The organism is Streptomyces caniferus (assembly GCF_009811555.1).
Lineage (GTDB): Bacteria > Actinomycetota > Actinomycetes > Streptomycetales > Streptomycetaceae > Streptomyces > Streptomyces caniferus.
Map to the genome: position 1 here is coordinate 1,080,239 of NZ_BLIN01000005.1, position 12,962 is coordinate 1,093,200.

Annotated in this window: 12 protein-coding genes and 1 pseudogene; 2 read left to right on the top strand and 11 right to left on the bottom strand. The window is 69.4% G+C overall.

What is annotated here, in order from left to right; all coding sequences use genetic code 11:
- Nucleotides 1-87 precede the first annotated feature (87 nt).
- Nucleotides 88-1,080, bottom strand: a complete 993-nt coding sequence (locus Scani_RS21365) for a D-alanyl-D-alanine carboxypeptidase family protein (RefSeq protein ID WP_159478841.1) — start codon at nt 1,078-1,080, stop codon at nt 88-90.
- 263 nt (nt 1,081-1,343) lie between these two features.
- Between Scani_RS21365 and Scani_RS21370 the strand changes: the two are divergent.
- Nucleotides 1,344-1,857, top strand: a pseudogene (locus Scani_RS21370) (alpha/beta hydrolase); the annotation flags it as partial.
- 217 nt (nt 1,858-2,074) lie between these two features.
- Here Scani_RS21370 and Scani_RS21375 read toward each other — a convergent pair.
- The gene (locus Scani_RS21375; protein WP_159478844.1) at nt 2,075-2,287 is read right to left on the bottom strand and encodes a hypothetical protein; all 213 of its coding nucleotides are present in this window, start codon (nt 2,285-2,287) and stop codon (nt 2,075-2,077) included.
- Nucleotides 2,288-2,445: 158 nt separating this feature from the next.
- Nucleotides 2,446-2,817 carry a VOC family protein gene (locus tag Scani_RS21380; protein WP_159478847.1) on the bottom strand — a complete coding sequence of 124 codons (372 nt, stop codon included), beginning with the start codon at nt 2,815-2,817 and terminating at the stop codon, nt 2,446-2,448.
- Between the two features lie 81 nt (nt 2,818-2,898).
- Here Scani_RS21380 and Scani_RS21385 point away from each other — a divergent pair, with 81 nt between their 5' ends.
- Nucleotides 2,899-3,360, top strand: coding sequence for a MarR family winged helix-turn-helix transcriptional regulator (locus tag Scani_RS21385; RefSeq protein ID WP_159478849.1), 462 nt, complete (start codon nt 2,899-2,901; stop codon nt 3,358-3,360).
- 742 nt (nt 3,361-4,102) lie between these two features.
- Here the strand turns inward: Scani_RS21385 and Scani_RS21390 are convergent.
- The 8 genes from Scani_RS21390 to Scani_RS21425 all read right to left on the bottom strand — a co-directional run bounded on the left by Scani_RS21390 (nt 4,103) and on the right by Scani_RS21425 (nt 12,947).
- A complete protein-coding gene (locus Scani_RS21390; RefSeq protein WP_159478852.1) occupies nt 4,103-4,702 on the bottom strand; it encodes a hypothetical protein in 600 nt (199 codons plus the stop codon).
- 360 nt (nt 4,703-5,062) lie between these two features.
- Entirely contained in the window at nt 5,063-6,478 is a 1,416-nt protein-coding gene (locus tag Scani_RS21395) for a DEAD/DEAH box helicase (protein WP_159478855.1), read from the bottom strand.
- 290 nt (nt 6,479-6,768) lie between these two features.
- A complete protein-coding gene (locus Scani_RS21400; protein ID WP_159478858.1) occupies nt 6,769-6,942 on the bottom strand; it encodes a CsbD family protein in 174 nt (57 codons plus the stop codon).
- Nucleotides 6,943-7,277: 335 nt separating this feature from the next.
- On the bottom strand, nt 7,278-7,865 hold the full coding sequence (locus Scani_RS21405; RefSeq protein WP_159478861.1) for a DJ-1/PfpI family protein: 588 nt from the start codon (nt 7,863-7,865) through the stop codon (nt 7,278-7,280).
- 535 nt (nt 7,866-8,400) lie between these two features.
- The gene (locus Scani_RS21410; RefSeq protein ID WP_159478864.1) at nt 8,401-8,577 is read right to left on the bottom strand and encodes a hypothetical protein; all 177 of its coding nucleotides are present in this window, start codon (nt 8,575-8,577) and stop codon (nt 8,401-8,403) included.
- A 142-nt stretch (nt 8,578-8,719) separates the two neighbouring features.
- A complete protein-coding gene (locus tag Scani_RS21415; protein WP_159478867.1) occupies nt 8,720-9,472 on the bottom strand; it encodes a hypothetical protein in 753 nt (250 codons plus the stop codon).
- 386 nt (nt 9,473-9,858) lie between these two features.
- Nucleotides 9,859-11,082, bottom strand: a complete 1,224-nt coding sequence (locus Scani_RS21420) for an argininosuccinate synthase-related protein (protein ID WP_159478871.1) — start codon at nt 11,080-11,082, stop codon at nt 9,859-9,861.
- The gene (locus Scani_RS21425) at nt 11,076-12,947 is read right to left on the bottom strand and encodes a non-ribosomal peptide synthetase (RefSeq protein WP_159478874.1); all 1,872 of its coding nucleotides are present in this window, start codon (nt 12,945-12,947) and stop codon (nt 11,076-11,078) included. The genes Scani_RS21420 and Scani_RS21425 overlap by 7 nt, the downstream gene beginning before the upstream one ends.
- Nucleotides 12,948-12,962 lie beyond the last annotated feature (15 nt).

Consider the following 12,962-nt stretch of genomic DNA (forward strand, 5'->3'; position numbering starts at 1 on the left):
GGCAGCGCCAGGCATACGGCAGCCTCTGGGGAAGAGCTGACGGAGCCAACGCGCGGGTGCTCGCTCAGCGTCCGGGACGCTGCCCGCTCAGTGGGCGAAGCCCCAGTCGAGCATCTTGGTTGCGTCGTCGAAGCGGCCCGCGTCGTCCTTGAGGATCGCGCCGACCAGGGTGCGGTTGTCCCGCTCGGCGGCGAAGACGAGGGCGTAACCGGCCTCCGGGCCGCTGCCCGTCTTGATGCCCAGGGCACCGTCGTAGCTGCTCAGCAGCTTGTTGGTGGTGTCCCAGGTGTAGTACCGGATGTGCCCGTTGGCCGCCACGGCCTCGGTCTTGAACTGCTTCTTCTTCACGATGTCGGCGAACACCGGCTTCAGCATCGCGCGCTGGCCGAGCTTGGCCAGGTCGCGGGCGGTGCTGTGGTTGTTGCCCTGCGAGACACCGTCGAAGCTGTCGAAGTTCGTGCCGGTCAGGCCCAGTTGCTGTGCCTCGGTGTTCATCTGGTGCACGAAGTCGGCGATCCGCGCCTCCGTGGTGTCCCCCGAGCCGAGGTTGTCGGCCAGGGCCATCGCGGCGTCGTCGCCGGACGGGATCAGCAGGGCGTGCAGCAGCTGCTCGACGGTCAGCGTGTCGCCGGTCTGGAGGTCGGCGGTGCTGCCGCCGACCTTCTGCACGTAGTCCCGGTACTCCTGCTTCACCGTGATCTGCCGGTTCAGCCACTCCGGGTGCTTGAGCACCACGAGGGCCGTCATGATCTTGGTGGTGCTGGCCATGGACACGCTCTCGTCCGCCTTGGCCCCGCCCCACAGCTCCCGCTCCTGGCTGCCGTCGCGGGCGTCCAGCAGGAAGGCGTGGTCGGCCTTGATCTGAGGAGCGTCCTGGTCGTTCGCGTCCTGCTTCTGGGCGACCGTCGTGGTGGCCTCGCCACCCTGCTGGCCGTTCTCGTCCGCGGAGTGCGTGGCACCGGGGGTGGCGGCCTCGGCGAGGCCGCCGGCGGTGATCGGCAGGGCGGCACCGACAAGTGCGACCATCGCGATCCGGACTCCGGTGCGGTGTATGCGGTTGGGGCGGGCGTGGGAACCCATGGGGCGTTCTCCTCGCGGCGTAGGGACGCCGGTGCGTAGTAGTAACTCGGTTCATGGTGAATGTACTTGCACGAGGAAAGTGACGATCGAGCGGGCTATGTCGTAGCCATGTAACGGGGGCTCGTTCTCTGTGGACGTGTGGTGTCAGATGACGGGCAGCCCGCCCCGTGAGACTGCTCGTGCGCGGCGCCCGGTCGATCCCCTGGGGTACGGGTCTGGGGTACTGATCTGGGGTACTGGTCTGCTGCCGATGCCCGTCCATCTGGGGAGCCCAGACGGCGAGCGGGCTGCTGGGCGCGCGCCCTCGACTCCGGCGGCGTTCCCGGTCAGGACATGCCCGACCCCCGTGTGAAGGCGGGTGTGCTGCTCGCCCTGACCGGCCTGGGCGACGACCCGCCCCCGTACGCCGCCGAGAACCTCCTCTTCATGAAGCCGTCCTTCGACACCATGACCACACCGGTGCTCATCGTCGCCGGGGACAACGACCAATCCCATCTGTCCACGCGCGGACCGGACTGGTTCACCGAGCCTTACACCCACAGCCCGGTCAGCAAGAGCCTGCTCACGCTGTGCGGTACAGAGCGCTCGCTCGGAGGAATCCCCGGGTACGAGGTCGCCGAGACGACGGACGAGAGTCCCGCACGCGTCACCCTGGTACAGCAGCTCACCACGGCCTTCCTGCGGAGCGCCCTCTACCCCGAGGACATCAGCTGAAAGACGGCGGTCACCACGCTGAAGGAGGAACCCAACCCGGTGGGGACGCTGCAGGGCAAGTAAGCGAGCCTCACCGGGACCTGCGCGCGGGCGGGCGGTGCAGGAACCTCGTGGCGCAGCGACGGGGCGCTCGGGTGCCTCGTCGCCGCGCCGCGAGGTGTCCGGGTGCCCCAGGCCACGCGCATCGAGCGGGAACCACCGACACGACTCAGACCCCCTGACGCGCATGCGCGTCAGGGCAACGCGCTCCCCACTTGCCGCCGCCGACGGGAGGTGGCGGTCAAGCAGCCTTGCCGACAACGACGGTGGTCAGGCCCTGGCCGCCGAGGTGGGTGAAGTCGACGTCGAGTTTCGGGTCGAACGCCGCGTCCTGGCGGCCGAGTTCGTGAGCACAGTACTCACCGAACCGTTTGATGCCCTCCGGCTCAGCGACGCGGGCAGCCTCTTGCGTGATCACGTCGAACGCGCGCTCGGTGAACCACAGGCCGGACATCGCGCCGTACCGAAGCCACCAGCGACGGCCTGAGCACCGTGAGACCAGCGTCGGGCACGTTCCCCACCCTCACCGGCCCACCGGCAGCCCCTGAGCGCGCCCATCCCTCTCTCGAGATCGAGCCCGACTGATCGTCGGCCGAGAGGACATGGCTCGCGTCAGCCTCCGTGTGCGGTGAGTGTGTAGCCCTCGGGGCCCTCGAAGGAGAACACCGGGCCGAAGGGGCTGTTCGCCATGGGGGTGAGGATCTTGATTCCGGCGGCGGTGAGCTGGTCGTGGAGCCCGTGAGCGTCGGAGGTCTGGAACCAGATCACCACGCCGAGGCCGGGCCGTGCGGTATCGGCGAGGTCGATGCCCGGGAGGAGCTCGCGGACGGCGAAGGGGGTCGGTTTGGTGTCGAACACGACCGCGTGCGGCGGCGAGACCGCGGCCCGGCGCAGACCCAGGTGCTGCTCGCAGAAGGCCGCTGCTGCGTCGACGTCGCGGACTTGCAGGGCGACGAAGTCGGGGCCGTCGATGGTGACAGACATAGGTCTTCCTCACTGTTGAATGTCAGCACTTTGACATGCGTGACGGTAGGGCCGCCGGGTCTCGTATGTCAAAATGCTGACATGGAGGAGCCCACGCCACCCGAGTCGCCCCATCCCGCGAAGGACGTCACCCAGCACGTGGGGTATCTGCTCAAACGCGCCCAGGCCGCCCTGCGCGGCGCGATGGACAAGGTCCTGCGCGAGCACGGACTGACCGTGCCGCAGTACGCCACTCTCGAACTCCTGGCCTTGCACCCGGGCATGTCCAACGCCGACCTCGCCCGCGCGACCTTCGTCACCCGGCAGTCCGGAAACGTCGTCCTGCGGGGCCTGCAGGAGGCGGGACTGATCACCCGCCCCGCCACCGCCGACCACGGCCGCGCCCGGCCCGCCCACCTCACCGGGGAAGGCCACGCGCGCCTGGCCGCGGTCCAGGCCGCCGTCTACGCCGTCGAACAGCGCATGGTGGAGGCGATCCCCCCACAGCGCATGGCAGCGCTCCTCACCGACCTCGACCGCGTAGCGGCAGCCCTGGAGGAATGACCCGCCGGCCTGGTTGCAGAGGTCACCCCACTCCCCCATGACGACGGTCGGCTGCTCTGTGCGCGACATCTCGCACGGCTGCCGGGAGTTCCAGTCGGAAGGAACACGGCCGCCGTCGGCAAGCCGGGGTTACTGATGATGTGCCGGCCAGGCGGGCGGCATCGGCCGCCCGGGAGCATCCGCCCGGCACCGACCGCCCGACGTCGACCGCCCGACGTCGACCGCCCGACGTCGGCCGGGCACACCGCCGACAAGGGCAGGTCGAGACGCTTGTTCACGCCCTGGCCGGCTGCTACGCGGTGACCTACAAAACCAGCGCGCGGACCGCCCGGAAAACCGCTGAGCTCCTTCTGACTGCCCGAAGGCCGGCCCCGAACGGGGGCAAGACTGCTGCCGATGCGGGCCACCGGCCCGGGGCGCCCCGAAAGTGATCCCAGGCCCCGCCCCGACTCTCGCCGCGGCCCGATACCGGTGAACGAAGCCCGGACGGCACGGCATCGTGGTGGCCTCCGACGCCGCGTACAGCGGGATCTCCTACGACTGGGCGCCCCCGCCCCCGTTCGTCCAGGCACCCGGCGGGGATCCCCCGTACCCCCATACGCCGCTCATCACGGCCTGAACGTCATGGCCGGCGCCGGCGTGACGGCAACGGCGGGCCGTCGGCAGGGCAGCGGTCCGCGCCACTCCCCCGTCAGTCCGCGTCAGTTCGCGTCGATCCGGGGCAGGCAACGGGTTGAGGTGGTCAGGAGATGAAGTCGTGGAGGGCCGGCAGCGGGGCGGCCGTCTCGATCGGGCCTATGTAGACGACGGCCTCCTCGAACTGGAAGTAGGACAGACTTTCATGGCGCGGGCCGATGACTAGCAGGTTCTCCCCGCAACGCCAAGCGGCGTGGCGCCAGTCGCCGTCTCCCATGGCCCGGGTGCCGCCTTCGGTGGTGATGTCGCGCTCCGGTGGACCGAGACGTTGGGTGAACGCGGCGACAGCCGCATCGATGTACGTGTCGAACACCTCGCGTCCGGCGTCGGCGTGGCTGGACCAGCCGGGCAACGTGCCCCAGAAATCCTCGCCCCAGTCCTCGCCGCCAACCCAGTAGAAGTGGGCGAATGACAGGGCGAGGGTGTCCCCGAGGTAGGCGAGGTGCCCCTCGGCGGTGACGAATGCGTCTTCCAACGGCAAGTCGTCGCCCGCTTCGCACCAGCCTCGACGCCGCATCGCCGCCTCGGAGACCGCCCAGTCGCCCAACGGCAGTTCCGCCAGACCGACGATCTGCTCCACCAGACTCGGGGTGATGGAGCATGCGGCAACGTGATCGGCGGGGTCTTGAGGATCTTCGTCTGTCATGGCAGGACGGTATCGGGGTCGTACGAGTGTCTCCGGGCGGGGCTGGGCCGGGCCGCTGGGCGGAGCCGGGCCGCTGGGCAGGGCAGGGCTGGGCTGGGCAGGGCAGGGAGCATGACCGCCGGCTGGCGTCGTTCGCCGGCTTGTCGAGCTCCCTGCCCAGATCGTCAGGTGGAGCTTTGCCCAACTCTGCTGTGCCCAACTCTGCTTCTGCCGTGTCGGGTCAGCGGCTGATCTCCGCGTTCGTCAAGGACGAGGAGGGCGCGTAGGAGGGTGGTGGCGTGCTCAGAGGCGGGCTTCGGGCAGGGCCGGTGGCTCTCGTTGATCATGTGATCAGGGGTATCCGGCTCTCAGGGGCGGCTCTCAGCCGCCGCGGCGCACCCGGGCTGCCTTGCGGGCCTCGGCGAGCTTACGGGCCTCGGTGGCCTTGCGGGACTTGCCGCCGGTGGTGCGGGAGGCGTCCTTGCTGGTGCCCAGGCCACGGAAGGGGGTGTTGGTGTTCTTGGCCCGGCTTGCGGCGGACTTACCGTCGAGCGCGGTGCCGGAGGGGGTCTTGGCCCCGGTGATCCGGCTCAGCTCCGCCTCACCCGAGCGCACCTTGGTGGTCGTCGGCTCGATGCCGGCCTCTGCCATCAGGCGGCTCATCTCGCTGCGCTGGCCCGAGAGGACCAGCGTGACGACGCGGCCGGACTCACCAGCCCGGGCGGTGCGGCCCGCGCGGTGCACATAGTCCTTGGGGTCGGTGGGCGGGTCGACGTTGACCACGAGATCGAGGTCGTCGACGTGCAGGCCGCGGGCCGCGACATTGGTCGCCACCAGGACGGTGATCCGGCCGTCCTTGAACTGCGCGAGGGTCCGGGTGCGCTGCGGCTGGGACTTGCCGCTGTGCAGGGCGGCGGCATCCACCCCGCTGCCCCGCAGGTGCCGGGTGAGCTGGTCGACCGCGTGCTTCGTATCCAGGAACAGCAGTACGCGGCCGTCGCGGGCGGCGATCTCCGTGGCGACGGCATACCGGTCGGGGCCATGAACGACCAGCACATGGTGGTCCATGGTCGTGACCGCGCCCGCGGACGAATCGACCGAGTGGACGACGGGGTCATGGAGGTAGCGCCGGACCAGGTGGTCGACGTCGCGGTCCAGGGTGGCGGAGAACAGCATCCGCTGGCCGTCGCGGTGCACCTGGTCGAGCACCTCGGTGACCTGCGGCAAGAAGCCCATGTCGCACATCTGGTCAGCCTCGTCGAGGACGGTGATCCGCACCCGTCCCAGGCGACAGGCCTTGCGCTCGATGAGGTCATGCAGGCGGCCAGGGGTGGCGACGATGACCTCGACCCCGTCGCGCAACGCAGCGGCCTGCCGGCCGATCGACATGCCGCCGACGACCGCGGCCATCCGCAGCCGGAGCGCGTCGGCATACGGCGCGAGTGCTTCGGTGACCTGTTGGGCCAGCTCTCGGGTGGGCACCAGGATCAGGGCGAGGGGCTGCTTCGGCTCCGCGCGCCGCCCGGCCGTCCGCGCGAGCAGCGGCAGGCCGAAGGCGAGGGTTTTGCCCGATCCGGTACGCCCGCGCCCCAGGACGTCGCGTCCCGTGAGGGCGCTGGGCAACGTGGCTGCCTGGATCGGGAAGGGCTCGCGCACACCGAGCTCGGTGAGCGTGCGCAGCACCGCGGCCGGCAGTTCCATGTCAGCGAAGGAGACAACCGGGGGCACCGTCGGGGTGAGGGTCACTGACTGGGCCAGGTCGCCGTGCGAGGTGCCGAGGTGGTCCGGGTGGTTCATGAAGAGCCTTCCGTATGCGGAACGTACCGAGGAAGGCCCGGCAGGAACTGAGCAGCCGACGAACAGGACGAACGGGACGAACAGCGGGAACCGGACGGCCCGAATTGCCGACCGTCACAGCCTTCGCAGCCGTCCAAACGTTTGAGGGTAACACAAAGCGATAGTGCACCCCGCCGCTGTGGTACTCATCGCTCCGCCGGCGGGAATCCCCCGCCGCATGACCGCAGAAAGCCGAATGACGTACGCGGAGCCCAACAGAATTGTTGGACCCCGCGTACGTTCTGTGCTGGTCAGCCCTTAAGGGCGTCCTTGCCCTTTTCCTTCGCACCGCGAAGATCGCCCTTGGCTTCCTTCGACTCACCCTCAGCGGCGACACGTTCGTTACCGACCGCACGCCCCACTTCCTTTTCGACCTTGCCGACGGTCTGCTCAGTCTTGGCCTTGGCCTTTTCGCTGGCGCTCATGACACGGTCCTCCCTACGTGGTGACACTGGTCGAGTGCCCATGAATGTGTTCGCGAAACAAGGAGCTGCTTTGACAGTTGCGAAAGCGGCCCGGAGCGGGCACCGCGATGCGATCAGCTCGGGAGTTGACACGTCACCATCCTTGAGGGATTCCCATGAGCGCGAAAACTCGCCAAGGCACTCGGGAAAATTCTGCTACCTCTGCCGTCCGTTCTCATTCGCACCTCGCGGCAGCGCCGGTGGGACTGGCCCACGAACCCTTGCGCACGTCGGTGGCTCGCAGACTGCCGCTGCACTACGCCGAGTTCAGCGAAGGTGCTCCCGTGCGAGGGCGATCAGGAGCTTCGGCTTCGCCAGACGACACCGCGCTGTTCGTACTCCATGACGGATTCGACGCTGACGGCGATGGATGCTCCGCACTCGCGGGTGATCATCCAGAGGGTCAGATCGATTCCGCTGGTGACACCGCCCGCGGTCACCAGGTTCCCGTCGTCGACGACTCGTGCGTCGATCACCTTGCCGCCCTGGGCGGCCAACTCGGCCTTCGCGAGGTGGTGTGTCGTGCACGGGCGGCCTTTGGTCAAGCCTGCCGCGGACAGCACCATGACTCCTGTGCAGACACCGGCGACGGTGACTCCGGCCTGCTGTGCCCGTACGAGGTTGCGTAGGACATCCGGGTCGTTGAGCAGCTGGTCGCCGCCGCCCGGCACGATCAGAAGGTCGGTGTCGGTGGGCTCCCATGCGGCCGGCACCGTGACTTCGGTGCCGAAGAAGCATGTCACCTTGCCAGGAGCCGAGGGCCGCACCAGTGTCGTGTGTACCTGGCCGCCCGCACGCTCGGCGTGACCGAGAACGTCACGCGGCCCGATGAAGTCCTGCTCCTCCACCCCGTCGTACATGAGGATCTGAACGCGTAAAGGCATCTGCTGTGTCTCCTTGGTCGGTGGCGCGCCCGCGGGTGCCGCGGACGCTCCGAGGTCCGCGACCGAACCAGGACCGGCAGTCGCGGCCGCCGGCCCGTACCGCTCTTCGGGAGTGCCGGCCTGCCACAGAAGTCTGCTGCGCCGGTCGAATAGTTCCCGTCCGGGCCGACTCATCTCCTGCTACCCGCTTTGACACCACCTGGGCTGGCTGCGCGGCCCTGCGCACGTCGATGACCCGCTCCTGAGGTGGTCTGTGGACTTCGAACTCGGCGCTGGGAGCGGTGCACCGCGGTCTCACCGAGCACTCGACCGGCTCGCTCTCCGACGAACAGCGGGACGCGCCGGCCACCGCTCCATGCAAAAGTCCCAGGCCACTGGGGCCTGGGACTTTCACCTGGACGGCCGTGGACGCGGCCAGAGGCTGTGGGGCCTCCCCGTCACCGGTGGCAGAGCTTGCAATCCGCACCGGGCCGGAATCCCGTACCGCCCGCCACGGGAGGGGAGAGGCGGGCGGTGGGCTGTGTGGCCGGCAGCCTCAGGAGGGGCTGGCGTTGCCGCAGCGGGAGACCTTCTCCTCTTCGGTCATCGGGCGGGACTGCTTCCGGAAGGCGGTGTAGGTCACGTCGGCCTCCACGTCCGGGAACTCGCGCGCCGGGATGGCCTTGACGGAATCCCCCTCGTACGACCAATTGCCATGCAGCGTCTGGGTCATCGGAACCTTGTCCAGCCAGTAAATGGTGTAGGGCTGGTCCTGATTGACCGTGTCGGCTCACGATCCGCTCATGGGGCGTCGTTCGCTTGCCGGGCCGATCTCTCGGCACCACTCCGATCTCGGCGCCGCTCCTGCCGACGGCTCAGGAACCGGAGCGAACCGCATCGTCCCAGGCGCGGGGGCTGCGGTAGTGGTTCTTGTGCCCCGCGGCGAGTACGTGGCGCAGTTCCGCGAGGTGCTGGGTGTTCGTCGGGAGATCCAGCTGGTCGAGGAGGGCCAGTGCGGCGGCTGGTTCGAGGTCGCCGTAGATGTCGTGGTAGCTCGCCCGGAGGCCGTGGAAGAGGGGCGAGTGCAGGGCGGGGAGCCGCAGGGCGGTGCGGTATGCCGGTTCCTTCACCGGCCAGGGCACCGGGCCCGAACACTCCAGAACCCGACGGGCCCGGCGGAGCAGGGGGTCTGATCGATCGGCCACCACTCGGTCGATGTCGTTCCCGAGCACTTCGGCGAAGGCCGTCGCGGCAGTACTGCGGTCCTCGAACCAGTCCACCCACAGCGAGTAGGTGATGGCCTCGACGTCCCGGTCCGCCTCCAGTCGCCGGCGGTAGCCGTCCCACAGCACCTCGGCCGGCAGGGAACCCCCGGCGCTCCCGTCCGCCATTCGGAGCTCGCACGCAACCCAGTATTCGTCGAGGAGGTCGAGCAGCCCGAAGGCCAGCCGTACCCGGTCGGCTGGATCCAGGTCTTCGGCGAACACCTCGCCGGCCCAGGAATGCGCCACGTCGTTGGCCGTGAGCAGCGTATCCGGCGCCTCGTCGCTCACCCACCCGTCGCGCACCCGGCTCACGCCCTGATCAGCAAGCCAACTCCGCGCCGCCTCCATAGCCTGTCTCTCCATTCAGGAAGTATGACAAGCCTCGTAAGATCCGAACGAAACGGCCGGGGTCGTCAGTTGCCGGTGCTCGCCCCGGCGGACGCCGAGGCCGCGCGCGAGCGGCTGAAGCTGGTGCGGGTGCGGGTGCGGGTGCGTGCTGCGCATGCTGATGCTGATGCTGATGCTGATGCTGCAGCGAGGATTCCCCGCCGAGTCGACGGCCGCGCCCGCTGCCCCGACGCCGACGCGAGCCCCGCCGTTCCCACCGGGAACGGCGGGGCGCACTCTTCGTGGTCTCCGGACGTCCTGGACGACGACGCCGTCAGGGCTCAGCGTCCTTCGGCGGCAGTCCGCGGGGCCGGGCCCCAAGGCGTGGCCGGGTCACGCCCGTTGGTGGAAGGTGCCCGCCGTCAGTCGAGGATTTCCGCCGTCGCCCGGCGCTCCCATCCCTCCCGGTCCCTGAGGTAGAGGGGGTGCGACGCGCGGATGGAGAGGGTGTCGGCCGTGCCGTGCCGCAGGCGCCAGCGGACCGTTCCGGTCACCTGGGAGGCGCAGGTGTCGATGAAGGACTGGCTCGCCCGGCGCAGGTTCGCGAACCAGCGTCCCTCCAGGGCCTCGCGCACCCAGATCTGCTCGACGTGCATCTTCTCGCGGATGCTCTCGGCGTCCAGGGTGGCGGTCTCCAGGTGGCGGTAGGACCGCAGCAGGATCCAGGCCGCCGGCATCTCGCGCAGCTCCAGTACCTTCTGGCCGCCCTGCAGATGCTCAAGACCGCTGTACCGCCCGATGCCGAAGGCGCCGACCCGTTGGTTGAGAGTGTCGATCAGGACGCGCAGGGACAGCTCGGCGCCGTCTATCGAGCACGGCACGCCGCGGTCGAAACCGATCTCGATCTCCGTCGCGGTGCTCTGCGTCGGCAGCACGCTCCACCGGTACAGATGTTCCGGGACGGAGTGCTCCTCGGGGTCCTCGAGCACGCCCGACTCGAACTCGCGGCACCACAGGTTGGAGTCGACGCTGGTCAGCCGCTTGCTCATGTGCACGAGGCCACGGGATTCCAGCTCGCGGACCTTCTGGTCGCGATCGACGGGATCGAGGTCGTAGGGACTGCCGTACGCGCCGGTCCAACCGAGGAGTCGCAGCGCGCCGTTGAGCCTGCGCATCGTGTTCTGCGACCGGTTGGCGGTGTGCAGGACAGCGGTCGCGCCCAGGGCGTTGGCCTGCTCCACGGCCAGCTTGGCGAGGAGAGGACGGCTCAGGGAGGAGCTGATGGGATGGGTCCCGAGGTAGACGGACTGTGCGGCCACCGCGGGACGGACGTACTCCTCGGCGAACACCTCGCGTCCGTCGAGGATGTGCAGATGCACGGAGAGTTGCTCCGCGACGTGCTTCTGCTCGCTGATGTCCTCGCCCGCGCCCAGGTCGGCGTACACCGCGTGGATGTCCGCGAAGCCGGCCGACGCCAGTCGGTGCAGCTGGTAGGTGCTGTCGAGACCGCCGCTGAACAGCACGACCACGGGACTGTCCCGGTCGAGGCGGCCGGACTCGATGTCGTGGAACGACCGGACGAGCCCCGAGTGATCCGTGGCCGGCCGGGCGTCGTACCCATTCGGGGTTGAGGTGGGGGTCAACATGCTTGCTCCTGTTCGGTCAGTCGACGCAGTCCCGTGGCGAAGTCGTGCACCGTGGGCTCCTGGAGCAGGGTTTCCAGGGGGATCGCCACCCCCAGCAGGTGCTGCATCTTCTCCACGATCCGTACGGCCTTGAAGGAATCACCGCCGATGTCGAAGAAATCGGCGTCCTTGTCGATGTCGGCCGTCCGAAGGACGGCCTGCCAGACTTTCTCGACCACGTCCTCCAGCGGACCGTCGGAGTCGATGGCATCGATGTCCGGTAGCTCGTCGGCGGCCGAATCGGCCGCCCATCGCGCCAGCAGCGTGCCGTCCAGCTTCCCGTTGGCGGTCAGCGGGAGCCGGTCGACCACCTGGATCGCGGACGGCACCACACGGCCCGGCAGCAGGGTGCGCAGGTGCTCGCGTACGGTCGGCACCAGCCCGGTGCCGTCCGTGTCCGGCTCGGCCACGAGGAAGGCCACGAGCCGCTTCTCGACGCCGTGCCCCTGAGCGATGACGGCGGCCTGTCGCACGCCGGCGCAGCGCAGGGCGGCGGATTCGATCTCTCCTGGTTCGATCCGGACTCCGCGGATCTTGATCTGGCGGTCGACGCGGCCGTGGAACTCCAGCGCGCCGCTCGGGTGCGTGCGCACCAGGTCTCCCGAGCGGTACAGCCGGCCGCCCGGCTCACCGAGGTGGTCGGGGACGAACCGCTCCGTCGTGAGTTCGGGCCGGTGGAGGTAGCCGAGTGCGAGCCCGGCTCCGCCGATGTACAGCTCCCCGACCTCTCCGTCCGCGACCGGTTTCCCGTCCGGGTCGAGGATCCACAGACTGGTCTCCTCGACGGCGGAGCCGATCAGCACCGTATCGAGTTGCGGGTCGCGCGGGCACTCCCAGGCGGTGCAGTAGATGGTGCACTCACTGGGGCCGTAGAGGTTGGTCAGGGAGGCGGTGGACCTGGAGTGGAACCGCTTGACCAGTTCGGGGCTGAGGGGTTCGCCGCCGGTCAGGACCCGCTTGAGGCCGTCGTAGCGTTCGCCCGGGGGCCGCGCCAGCAGGAAGAGCTCCAGCAGGGACACCACGCAGTAGAAGGTGGTGACGTCGCATTCCTGGATCAGGCGGGCGAGGTAGTCGGCGTCGCGCTGGCGCCCGGGAGCCGCGATCACCACGCCCGCGCCCGCCAGCAGCGGCCAGTAGGTCTCGATGAGGAACATGTCGAAGGTGCAGGTGGTGTGGTGGATGATCCGGTCGTCCGCGCCGAGCGGGTGGGTGCCCTGCAGCGCGCTCAGCCGCGAGACCAAGGCACCGTGGCTGATCAGCGAGGCCTTGGGACGGCCGGTGGAGCCCGAGGTGTACAGCACGACGGCCGGCTGGTCGGCGTCCAGGGCGTCCGGCTCGGCACGGAACTCCGGCTGGTCGCGGTCACGCTCCTCCCCCGTCACGACCAGCACCGGCACCGTGGCGGCGAGCCGGGAGGCGGGCCCCGTGACGATCATGCGGGGGCCGCAGTCGGCGATCGTCTCCAGGGTCCGCTCGGTCGGATCGTTCACGTCCAGGGCCACCTGGGCGCCGCCCGCGAAGAGCACGCCCAGGATCGACACCACGAAGGCGACCGAGCGCTCCTGGTGGACCACGACCAGGTCGCCGGAGCGCACGCCCCGCTCCCGCAGGGCGCGGGCCACCCACAGGACGCGCTCCTTGAGGTCGGACGCCGTGACCACGGTGCCGGTGTCGGGGTCGATGAGCGCCGCCCGGTGCGGATCGCTGTCCCACCTCTCCAGCAGGAGCGTGTCGACCCTGCGAGAGCGGCCGAACGCCGATGCCGGCAGGCCGGACGCGGGTGCGCGGCTCGCGTGCGCGGGACTCATGGAACTGGTGTCACTCATCTTGTCTGCCTCCGA

What these genes read in the sequence shown, in the direction of transcription:
- Scani_RS21390 (WP_159478852.1), bottom strand. Translation starts at nt 4,702, where the DNA reads ATGACAGACGAAGATCCTCAAGACCCCGCCGATCACGTTGCCGCATGC.
- Scani_RS21425 (WP_159478874.1), bottom strand. Translation starts at nt 12,947, where the DNA reads ATGAGTGACACCAGTTCCATGAGTCCCGCGCACGCGAGCCGCGCACCC.
- Scani_RS21380 (WP_159478847.1), bottom strand. Translation starts at nt 2,817, where the DNA reads ATGTCTGTCACCATCGACGGCCCCGACTTCGTCGCCCTGCAAGTCCGC.
- Scani_RS21405 (WP_159478861.1), bottom strand. Translation starts at nt 7,865, where the DNA reads ATGCCTTTACGCGTTCAGATCCTCATGTACGACGGGGTGGAGGAGCAG.
- Scani_RS21365 (WP_159478841.1), bottom strand. Translation starts at nt 1,080, where the DNA reads ATGGGTTCCCACGCCCGCCCCAACCGCATACACCGCACCGGAGTCCGG.
- Scani_RS21385 (WP_159478849.1), top strand. Translation starts at nt 2,899, where the DNA reads ATGGAGGAGCCCACGCCACCCGAGTCGCCCCATCCCGCGAAGGACGTC.
- Scani_RS21410 (WP_159478864.1), bottom strand. Translation starts at nt 8,577, where the DNA reads ATGACCCAGACGCTGCATGGCAATTGGTCGTACGAGGGGGATTCCGTC.
- Scani_RS21415 (WP_159478867.1), bottom strand. Translation starts at nt 9,472, where the DNA reads ATGGAGAGACAGGCTATGGAGGCGGCGCGGAGTTGGCTTGCTGATCAG.
- Scani_RS21400 (WP_159478858.1), bottom strand. Translation starts at nt 6,942, where the DNA reads ATGAGCGCCAGCGAAAAGGCCAAGGCCAAGACTGAGCAGACCGTCGGC.
- Scani_RS21395 (WP_159478855.1), bottom strand. Translation starts at nt 6,478, where the DNA reads ATGAACCACCCGGACCACCTCGGCACCTCGCACGGCGACCTGGCCCAG.
- Scani_RS21375 (WP_159478844.1), bottom strand. Translation starts at nt 2,287, where the DNA reads ATGTCCGGCCTGTGGTTCACCGAGCGCGCGTTCGACGTGATCACGCAA.
- Scani_RS21420 (WP_159478871.1), bottom strand. Translation starts at nt 11,082, where the DNA reads ATGTTGACCCCCACCTCAACCCCGAATGGGTACGACGCCCGGCCGGCC.